This is a genomic window from Kitasatospora sp. NPDC059571 (genome assembly GCF_042735675.1).
Classification (GTDB): domain Bacteria; phylum Actinomycetota; class Actinomycetes; order Streptomycetales; family Streptomycetaceae; genus Kitasatospora.
Window position 1 is genome coordinate 1 of record NZ_JBHWBW010000305.1, and the last position, 9,566, is coordinate 9,566.

At 75.9% G+C, this 9,566-nt stretch carries 7 protein-coding genes and 1 pseudogene; 5 read left to right on the forward strand and 3 right to left on the reverse strand.

What is annotated here, in order from left to right; translation table 11 throughout:
• On the reverse strand, positions 1 to 943 hold a 943-nt coding region (locus ACFV0G_RS27100), incomplete at its 3' end, for an aminotransferase class I/II-fold pyridoxal phosphate-dependent enzyme (RefSeq protein ID WP_380553243.1).
• 150 nt (positions 944 to 1,093) lie between these two features.
• Between ACFV0G_RS27100 and ACFV0G_RS27105 the strand changes: the two genes are divergently transcribed.
• From ACFV0G_RS27105 to ACFV0G_RS27120, 4 genes are all read left to right on the forward strand, one after another.
• Positions 1,094 to 2,686 carry a PucR family transcriptional regulator gene (locus ACFV0G_RS27105; RefSeq protein ID WP_380553246.1) on the forward strand — a complete coding sequence of 531 codons (1,593 nt, stop codon included), beginning with the start codon at positions 1,094 to 1,096 and terminating at the stop codon, positions 2,684 to 2,686.
• Positions 2,687 to 2,852: 166 nt separating this feature from the next.
• Positions 2,853 to 3,095, forward strand: a complete 243-nt coding sequence (locus ACFV0G_RS27110; RefSeq protein ID WP_380553249.1) for a hypothetical protein — start codon at positions 2,853 to 2,855, stop codon at positions 3,093 to 3,095.
• A 129-nt stretch (positions 3,096 to 3,224) separates the two neighbouring features.
• Positions 3,225 to 3,806 (forward strand): TerD family protein, encoded by a 582-nt coding sequence (locus tag ACFV0G_RS27115; RefSeq protein ID WP_380553263.1) that lies wholly within the window; start codon positions 3,225 to 3,227, stop codon positions 3,804 to 3,806.
• A gap of 258 nt (positions 3,807 to 4,064) precedes the next feature.
• The gene (locus ACFV0G_RS27120) at positions 4,065 to 5,045 is read left to right on the forward strand and encodes a hypothetical protein (RefSeq protein ID WP_380553254.1); all 981 of its coding nucleotides are present in this window, start codon (positions 4,065 to 4,067) and stop codon (positions 5,043 to 5,045) included.
• Between the two features lie 73 nt (positions 5,046 to 5,118).
• On the opposite strand, the gene ACFV0G_RS27125 is transcribed toward ACFV0G_RS27120, so the two are convergent.
• Together ACFV0G_RS27125 and pgm are read right to left on the reverse strand one after the other, a co-directional pair.
• Positions 5,119 to 7,140: an FAD-dependent oxidoreductase gene (locus ACFV0G_RS27125; protein ID WP_380553257.1), complete on the reverse strand. Its 2,022-nt coding sequence runs from the start codon at positions 7,138 to 7,140 to the stop codon at positions 5,119 to 5,121.
• A gap of 115 nt (positions 7,141 to 7,255) precedes the next feature.
• Positions 7,256 to 8,896: a phosphoglucomutase (alpha-D-glucose-1,6-bisphosphate-dependent) gene (pgm, locus tag ACFV0G_RS27130; protein WP_380553260.1), complete on the reverse strand. Its 1,641-nt coding sequence runs from the start codon at positions 8,894 to 8,896 to the stop codon at positions 7,256 to 7,258.
• 396 nt (positions 8,897 to 9,292) lie between these two features.
• Between pgm and ACFV0G_RS27135 the strand changes: the two are divergent.
• Positions 9,293 to 9,566: pseudogene (locus ACFV0G_RS27135) on the forward strand (DNA polymerase III subunit gamma and tau); the annotation flags it as partial.

Consider the following 9,566-nt stretch of genomic DNA (forward strand, 5'->3'; position numbering starts at 1 on the left):
GGGGGGGTTTGAGCGGGGGGGCGTGTGTGTGGGGGACCTCGGGGGCGCGCTCGGCCCGGTGCGGCTCGGCGCGCCGCAGGCGCAGCGCGCCGAGGGCGGCACCCGCCGCGGCCGGGGCGAGGCCGGTGTCGAAGATGAAGGTGCGGGCGGTCTCGATCAGGTGGGTGATGACCCGTCGGGGGCCGAGGACGGCGCCGCCCTGCGAGCCGAGGGACTTGGAGAGGGTCGCGGTGGCGACGGTGTCCGGCGCGCCGGCCAGGCCGGCGGCGGCCAGGGCACCGCGGCCGCCCGGGCCGACCACGCCCAGGCCGTGGGCGTCGTCCACCAGCAGCGCGGCGCCGTGCGCCCGGGCGGCGGCGGACAGCCCGGCCAGCGGCGCGGCGTTCCCGTCCACGGAGAAGACCGAGTCGGTGACGACCAGGGCCCGCGGGTGGCGGCGCCCGGCGAGCACCTCGGCGACGGCCGCGGGGTCGGCGTGCGCTGCGCGGTGGACGTCGCTGCGCGAGAGCCGGCAGCCGTCGATCAGCGAGGCGTGGTTGTACGCGTCGGAGACGATCAGGGTGTCCGGGTCGGTGAGGGCGGTCAGCGCCGCCAGGTTGGCCGCGTACCCGGAGGAGAACACCAGGGCGGCCTCGAAGCCGCAGAAGTCGGCGAGCTCGTCCTCGAGTTCGGTGTGCAGCGCGGTGGTGCCGGTGACCAGCCGGGAGCCGGTGGCGCCGGCGCCCCAGCGCAGCGCGGCATCGGCGGCGGCCCGGGTGACGGCGGGGTGGTGGACGAGCCCGAGGTAGTCGTTGCTCGCCAGGTCGACCACCGGGTCGTCGGCCGGTCGGCTGCGCAGCGTTCTGGTGAGCCCGGCCCCGGCGCGGAGGTCGGCTGCCTCGTCCAGCCAGTCGAAGACGGCGGCGGGCGTGCGGGTCGGCTGCGGCGCGGTGGGGTGGGCCATGGCCGCACTCTGGCACGGGGGGCTGCGGGGCGGCAACGTGCGCCCGAGCACACCGCGAGGATCACCCGCACGGGTGGTGTGCGGCGCGTAGACTCCCCCGACCGGCCGCGACCGGTCGGGCGCAGAGCTGCCGGTCCGAGGGGAGACTCCGTGGACGAGGGCCGACTGACCGTGCGGGATGTGCTGGCCCTGGAGCTGGTCGCCCCGTGGGACGCCGAGGTGGTCGCCTGCCCCGCGCGGCTCGACCGCCCGGTGCGCTGGATGCACGTGGCCGAGGCGCCGGACGTGGCCGTGATGCTGACCGGCGGTGAGATGGTGCTGACCACCGGTCTGCTGCTGGCCGGTGACGAACAGGCGCAGGTTGCGTACGTGGAGTCGATGCAGCGGGCCGGGGCGGCGGCCGTGGTGCTGGGCCTGGGCCGGGCGTTCACCACGACGCCGGAGCCGATGCGGCGCGCGGCGCAGCGCTGCGGGGTGCCGCTGGTGGTGCTGCACCGGCCGGCGCCGTTCGCGCGGCTGACCGAGGAGGTGCACGCCCGGCTGCTGCACGGCCGGTTCGCGGCGCTCGACCTGTCGGACCGGATGGGCGGTTCGCTGGCGGCGCTGAACCTCTCGGGGGTGCCGCTGCAGCGGCTGCTGGACGAGATCGCCGGGTACGCGGGGTGTCCGGCGGTGGTGGTGAACCTGGCCCACCGGGTGCTGTCCTCGGCGGGCGAGCCGGGTGCGCTGGGCGATCTGCTGCGGGACTGGGAGCGGGTGTCGCGGCAGGTCGCCCGGGTGCTGGGGAACGGGCCGGTGACGGTCGGCCCGGACGGCTGGATCGTGGCCCGGCTGGAGGCCCGCGGGCGGCAGTGGGGCCACCTGGTGCTGTTCGGGCACCAGGGCGGGGCGGAGACCGGGCGGGTGCTCGGGCGGCGGGCCGCGGAGGCGCTGGCGGTGCACCGGCTGCTGGGCGATCCGGTGCGCGGCTGGGAGCACGGCTGGGAGGACCAGGCGGCGGAGGCGCTGCTGGCCGACCTGGCGTCGGGCACGGCCCGGCCGGAGCAGCTGCTGCCGCGGTTCCGTGCCGCGGGCCTGCCGGTGGAGCGGCGCACCTTCGTCCCGGTGGTGCTGCGCCGCGCGGACGGCGAGGCGGTGCTGTGCGCGAGCGTGCGGCGGGCCCTGGACGAGGAGTCGGTCGCCGGGCTGGTCGCCCGGATCGAGCCGGACGGGGCGGTGGCGGCGCTGCTGAGCATCCCGTCCGAGCGGGACGCGGACGCCGAGACCGACCGGCTGGCCGCCCGGCTGCAGGCCCGGCTGGCGCCGCTGGGCGGCCCGGCGGTGATCGGCGCGGGCTTCGGCTGCCAGGTGCTGGACGAGGTCCGCCGCTCCTTCGTGGAGGCGGTGCACGTGGCGGACGCGGCGCTGGCCGGGCCGCCGTCCGGGCCGGTGGCGCGGCTGCGGGACGTCCGGCTGCGCGGGCTGGTCCGGCTGCTGAGGGAGGAGCCGGAGCTCCAGGCGTTCATCGGCCGCGAGCTCGGCCCGCTGCTGGGCCGCCCGGAGCTGCTGGACGTGCTGCGCACCTATCTGCGGACGGGCCGGAACAAGTCGCTGGCGGCGCAGGAGCAGCACGTCAGCCGGCCGGCGATGTACCGGCGGCTGCAGAGCATCGAGGCGCTGCTGGACATCGAGCTGGACGATCTGGAGCAGCTGACCTCGCTGTACGTGGCGCTGCTGGCGCACGACGCGCAGCGCGGGCCCTGAGCCCGGGCCCTGGCTCCCGGCCCGCCGGACGCCGTCCGCCCGGGTGCCCGCCGGGCGTGGCCGGATACGGCGGGTGCGCGCGCGGTTTCGGCGTGTTCTCCCCGGTGCATCCTCTACAGGACTGTAGAGTTCGGTGACGACCGATGGCGATCAGGGAGCGGTGACGGTGGACGGCGTGCAGTCGGAGCCGGCGCGGTGGGAACCGCCCGAGACACAGGTGGAACGGGTGTACCAGCCGGTCGAGGTGCGGTACGAGGACGGCGACTGGGCGGTGGGCCGGATCAACGCCTGGTGGCGGGCGGACGACGGCACCCGCTGGTGCCGGCTGCGGGTCCTGCGGCGGGGCGAGCCCCAGTGGACGGTGTTCGACCCCGAGCGGCTGGTGCTGCTCCCCGCACACCTCGCCTGATTCCGCGGACAGGGGGGTACCCGTCCGCCGGCCCGGGGTAGTTAGGGTCGTGGACGGGTACGGCGCGGCCGGCCCGGACGGTACGGGCGGCCACGGCCGCCCCAGCGGGAGGGAAGGGTGACGGACCGGATGACGGTGAACCTCGGCAAGGGCCAGAAGGTCGACCTCGGCAAGCCGGGAGGCGGCACGCTGGACGTGGTGCGGATGGGCCTCGGCTGGCAGGCCGCGCCGCGCAAGGGCTTCTTCGCCAAGCTGCTCGCCCAGGAGATCGACCTGGACGCCTCGGCCGTCCTGTTCGCCGGGCGCAAGCCCGTCGACGTGGTCTACTTCCAGCACCTGACCAGCAACGACGGCTCGGTGCGGCACAGCGGCGACAACCTCACCGGCGGCGCCGGCCAGGGCGCGGACGACGAGTCGATCACGGTGCAGCTGTCGCGGGTGCCCAAGACCGTGGACCAGATCGTCTTCACCGTCAACTCGTTCACCGGGCAGACCTTCCAGGACGTCCAGAACGCGTTCTGCCGGCTGGTCGACGAGTCGACCGGCCAGGAGCTCGCCCGGTACACGCTGACCGGCGGCGGGCGGCACACGGCGCAGATCATGGCGAAGATGCAGCGCTCCGACGGCGGCTGGCAGATGACCGCGATCGGCGCGCCGACCAACGGGCGGACCTTCCAGGACCTCATCCCGGACATCGAGAAGCACCTCTGAGCCGACGGCGCCGGGCGTACCGGCCACGACACGGGCCGGGGGGGCGGGGGCCCGGGGGGAGGCTGCCCCGGGGGTGGGGGGCCGCGGGCGCGGGGGGCCGCGGCCCGCGGGCCGCCGCGCCGGCCGGGCGGGGGCGGCGCACCGGGTGTTGCGCCGACCCGGTGGCGTCGCGGCCCGGGGACGTGTCCCGGCTCGCCCCGCGGCCCCGGGGCGACCAGGCTGGGCACCGGGGCTGCGGGCGGATCGGAGGTGCCGGCGATGGACGGCCACGAGGGCGGACCGGCCGGGCCGGAGAAGGCACCGGCCGGCGGTCCGGCGCGTACCGACACCGAACGGAAGCGGTGGCCGCCGCACGAGCTGCTCGACCGGATCATGCACGACCCGTCGCACATGGCCGAGCGCAGCGCGGAGTACGCGATCGAGCGCTCCGGCGAGGAGGCGACCGCGGCGCTGGCCAAGATGCGCGCCAAGGGCGGGAGCACCGACGAGGTGCTGGAGGGGGTGGTCACCCGGGCGGTGCGGACCACCATCGCGGAGGGCGCGTTCGTCGGCGGCCCGTTCCTCGCCCTGGTGCCCGCGGCGTTCTGCGCGGCCATGCTGGCCCAGCTGCGGATGGTGCTGGAGATCGCCGAACTCTCCGGGCAGCCGGCCACCTCGCCGGCGCTGGCCGCCGACCTCCTGGTCGTGCAGGGCGTCTACCCCGATCTGCCGCAGGCGCGCCGGGCGATCACCGACCTCCCGCCGCGGGGCGCCCCGCGGCCCTCGCTGTCGCTGCGCGAGTGGCTGTCGGTGGTGCGGCGGATGGCGTACGTCCTCGGGGTGGTCAGCCCCAGCACACCGGGCGAGACCACACGCCTGGTGCGCGGCCTGCGGGTGGCGGGCGTGGTCCTGCTGGTGGCCGTCGGGGTGGTGCTGCCGTTCATCTGGGTGCCGGTGCTCGGCCTGGCGTACCGGTCGGGCACGACCCGGCTCGGCGAGCGGGCCGCCGAGCATTTCGGGCTGGTCCGCGCCGAGCCGGATCCGGCCCGCTCCCGCGGCCGGCTCCGTCCGCTGGCCCTGCTGGTGTTCCTGCGCACCGTCTTCGCCGTGCTGCTGCCGCTCGGGGTGGCGGTCCTGATGGTGGCGACCGGCACCAAGGTCGCGGGCCACAAGTGGCTCGCCGCCGCGATCGGCGTGGTGCTGGTCTCCCTGGTGTCCTGCTTCGTATGGCGGTTCCGGCAGTGGCGCAGCCGCCGCTGACCGCCCGGACCGGACCGCGGCCGGCACCACCGTCGCGCCGTCGCGGCCCGGCCGGCCCGCAGGTGAGGTGCCGTCAGAGCGCGGCGGCCAGCCGGGTCCCCTGGTCGATGGCGCGCTTGGCGTCGAGCTCGGCGGCCAGGTCGGCGCCGCCGATCAGGTGCGCGGCCATGCCGCGCTCGGCGAGCGCGTCGTACAGGTCGCGGCGGGGCTCCTGGCCCGCGCAGAGCACCACGGTGTCGACGGCCAGGAGCTGCGGTTCGCCGTCGAGGGTGAGGTGCAGGCCGGCGTCGTCGATCCGCTCGTAGGTCGCCCCGGCGGTCATGGTGACGCCGCGGTGCTTCAGCTCGGTGCGGTGGATCCAGCCGGTGGTCTTGCCGAGGCCGGCGCCGACCTTGCCGGGCTTGCGCTGGAGCAGGTGGACGCTGCGCGGGGCCTCGGGGCGGACGGGTGCGGCGAGGCCGCCGGGGGTGGTGTGCTCGCCGTCCACGCCCCACTGGGCGAGGAAGGCGCCGGTGTCGCGGGAGGTGTCGGTGCCGGGGTCGGTCAGGTACTCGGCGACGTCGAAGCCGATGCCGCCGGCCCCGACGATCGCGACCGTGCGGCCGACCGGGGCGCCGTCGCGCAGCACGTCCAGGTAGCCGAGGACGCTGGGGTGGTCGGTACCGGGGAGGTCCGGGACGCGCGGGGTGACGCCGGTGGCCACCACGATCTCGTCGTACGCCGCGTCGGCGAGCAGGTCGGCGGTGACGTGGGTGCCCAGCCGCACGTCGACGCCGTGCGCGTCGAGCTGGTGCCGGTAGTAGCGGATGGTGTCGTCGAACTCCTGCTTGCCGGGGATCCGGCGCGCCACGTCGAGCTGCCCGCCGATGTGGTCGGCGGCGTCGTAGAGGGTGACGGCGTGGCCGCGCTCGGCGGCGGTGACGGCGCAGGCGAGGCCGGCCGGGCCGGCGCCGACGACGGCGATCCGCTTGGCCCGGCGGGTCGGGCCGAGGACGAGCTCGGTCTCGTGGCAGGCCCGCGGGTTGACCAGGCAGGAGGTGATCTTGAGGCTGAAGGTGTGGTCGAGGCAGGCCTGGTTGCAGCCGATGCAGGTGTTGACCGCCTCGGGCGTGCCGGCGGCGGCCTTGGCGACGAACGCGGGGTCGGCGAGCAGCGGGCGGGCCATCGAGACCAGGTCGGCGTGGCCGTCGGCGAGGACGGCCTCGGCGAGTTCGGGGGTGTTGATGCGGTTGCTGGTGACCAGCGGGACACCGACCTCGCCCATCAGCTTCCTGGTCACCCACGTCCAGGCGCCGCGCGGCACCGAGGTGGCGATGGTGGGGATGCGGGCCTCGTGCCAGCCGATGCCGGTGTTGATGATCGTGGCGCCGGCGGCCTCGACGGCCTTGGCCAGCTCCACGACCTCGGGGAGGGTCGAGCCGCCGGGGACGAGGTCCAGCATGGAGAGGCGGTAGATCAGGATGAAGTCCTCGCCGACCCGCTCGCGGACCCGGCGGACGATCTCCACGGGGAAGCGCATCCGGTTCGCGTAGGAGCCGCCCCAGCGGTCGCTGCGGTGGTTGGTGGGGGCGGCGATGAACTCGTTGATCAGGTAGCCCTCGGAGCCCATGATCTCGACGCCGTCGTAGCCGGCCCGCCGGGCGAGCGCGGCACAGCGGGCGAAGTCGTCGATGGTCTGCTCGACCTGCTCGTCGGTGAGCTCGTTCGGCACGAACGGGCTGATCGGGGCCTGGATCGGGCTGGGGGCGACCAGGTCGGCGTGGTAGGCGTAGCGGCCGAAGTGCAGGATCTGCAGGGCTATCTTCCCGCCGGCGGCGTGCACCGCGTCGGTGACCGTGCGGTGGCGGTCGGCCTCGGCCTCGGTGGTGAGCATCGCGCCGCCCTCCCACGGGCGGCCGGCCTCGTTGGGGGCGATGCCGCCCGTGACGATCAGGCCCACGCCGCCGCGGGCGCGTTCGGCGTAGAACGCGGCCATCCGTTCGAAGCCGTCGGGGGCCTCCTCCAGGCCGACGTGCATCGATCCCATGATCACCCGGTTGGGCAGGGTGGTGAAGCCCAGGTCCAACGGGCTCAGCAGACGCGGGTACGCGGTCATCGGGTGCCTCCTCGCACGGTCACGGGCACACGGTAGGGCGCCCCGACCACCCTATGCAACTAGTTGCACATGGGTCGGGGCGCCCCCCGCCCGCGGCGCCGACGGCCGCGCCCGGTCAGCCCGCGAGCGCCTCGCCGACCAGGGCCCGGGCCTCGTCCTGGACCTGCACGAGGTGGGCCGGCCCGTGGAAGCTCTCGGCGTAGATCTTGTAGACGTCCTCGGTGCCCGAGGGCCGCGCCGCGAACCAGGCGTTCTCGGTGCAGACCTTCAGGCCGCCGATCGCCGCGCCGTTGCCCGGCGCCTCGGTCAGCACGGCCGTGATCGGCTCGCCCGCCAGCCGGTCGGCCCGGACCCGGTCCGCCGTCAGCCCGGCCAGCACGGCCTTCTCCTCGCGGGAGGCCGGCGCGTCCACCCGGGCGTACGCCGGGTCGCCGAACCGCTCGGTCAGGTCCCGGTAGAGCTGCGACGGGCTGCGGCCGGTCACCGCGGTGATCTCCGAGGCCAGCAGGGCCAGCAGGATGCCGTCCTTGTCGGTCGTCCACACCGAGCCGTCCCGGCGCAGGAACGAGGCGCCGGCCGACTCCTCGCCGCCGAAGCCGACCGAGCCGTCCAACAGCCCGTCGACGAACCACTTGAACCCGACCGGGACCTCGACCAGTTCGCGCTTCAGCTCGGCCGCCACCCGGTCGATCATCGACGAGGACACCAGCGTCTTGCCGACCCCGGCCGCCTCCGACCAGCCCGTGCGGTGCCGGAAGAGGTAGTCGATGGCCACCGCGAGGTAGTGGTTCGGGTTCATCAGCCCGCCGTCCGGCGTCACCACGCCGTGCCGGTCCGCATCCGCGTCGTTGCCGGTCGACACCGCGAACGCGTCCTTGCGGCCGATCAGCGACGCCATCGCGTACGGCGACGAGCAGTCCATCCGGATCTTCCCGTCCCAGTCCAGCGTCATGAACCGCCAGGTCGGGTCGGTGAGCGGGTTCACCACCGTGAGGTCGAGCCGGTGCTCCTCGGCGATCCGGCCCCAGTACGCCACCGAGGCGCCGCCCAGCGGGTCCGCCCCGATCCGCACCCCGGCGGCCCGGACCGCGTCCAGGTCCAGCACCTGCGGCAGGTCCGCCGTGTACGAGCCCAGGAAGTCGAACCGGCCGGTCGTCGCGGCGGCCAGCGCCCGGGCGTACGGGATCCGGCGCACGCCCGTCGACCCCGCCGCGATCAGGGCGTTCGCCCGGTCCTGGATCCAGCCGGTCGCCTCCGAGCCGGCCGGACCACCGGACGGCGGGTTGTACTTGAAGCCGCCGTCGCGCGGCGGGTTGTGCGAGGGGGTCACCACGATGCCGTCCGCCAGGCCGGTCGTGCGGCCCCGGTTGGCGGTGAGGATCGCGTGCGAGACCGCCGGGGTCGGGGTGTAGCCGTCCGCGGTGTCCAGCAGCACCGTCACCCCGTTCGCGGCCAGCACCTCCAGCGCCGTCACCCGGGCCGGCTCGGAGAGCGCGTGCGTGTCCACGCCCAGGAACAGCGGACCGTCCGTGCCCTGCGCCGCCCGGTACTCGCAGATCGCCTGGGTGGTCGCCGCGATGTGCACCTCGTTGAACGCGCCGTCCAGCGACGACCCCCGGTGCCCCGACGTCCCGAACGCCACCCGCTGCCCCGGGTCGGCCGGGTCCGGCCGCACCGCGAAGTACGCCGTGACCAGCCGCGCCACGTCGACCAGATCCCCCGGCCCGGCCGGCTGCCCGGCTCGTGCGTCCACCATCGTCCGCTCCTCGTCCCCGCCGTCGCGATCGCCACCGCCCGCCCGGCACGGGCGGGCCCACATCCCCACAGACCTACCCCGGCGGCCCGCGGGCATTCGGAGGCCAACCCGGTCGGCCCCATCGGGCGGCCGACCGGGCGTGCGCCGGTTCCGCCGGGCTGCGACGCCGCACGTGATCACCCGTGCGGGTGAATCAGGGCCGGTGCGCCCCCGTGCGCCCTACCTGCCACCCCGCCTGCTCCCGCACCGTGGCTCCCGTGGGCCGGAGGCGTACGCACCGTTCCGCCCGGACACCTCCCCGTTCCCGACACATCCGCCGGAAACTGATGCACCGTCACCTTCGTCCTTGACCATGGGCACGACCACGCAGCCGCCGGCCACGGAAGGGAGGCACCGGTGCACACCCGACCGACCGCCCTCGGCCGCGGCGCCGTCCTGGCCGCGCTGCTCGCCGCCGTCCTGCTGCTGCTCCCCGGTGCCGCGGCCGCCGCCTCCGGGCAGCCGCGCCCGGCCGCACCCGCCGCCGCCTCCCACGCCGCAGCCGAACGGGCGGACGGCGAGGAGGAGGTCCCGGCCGGGGTGCCGCTGCGGCCCGGACACGTCCGGGCGGCGCGGCCCGCCCGGGCCGCCACCGCCACCGGCGGGCGTGTCGCTCCCGACGGGGCCGCCG

Coding starts and splice junctions, on each gene's coding strand:
- ACFV0G_RS27115 (WP_380553263.1), top strand. CDS start 3,225: ATGACGGTGAACCTCGGCAAGGGCCAGAAGGTCGACCTCGGCAAGCCG.
- ACFV0G_RS27120 (WP_380553254.1), top strand. CDS start 4,065: ATGGACGGCCACGAGGGCGGACCGGCCGGGCCGGAGAAGGCACCGGCC.
- ACFV0G_RS27125 (WP_380553257.1), bottom strand. CDS start 7,140: ATGACCGCGTACCCGCGTCTGCTGAGCCCGTTGGACCTGGGCTTCACC.
- pgm (WP_380553260.1), bottom strand. CDS start 8,896: ATGGTGGACGCACGAGCCGGGCAGCCGGCCGGGCCGGGGGATCTGGTC.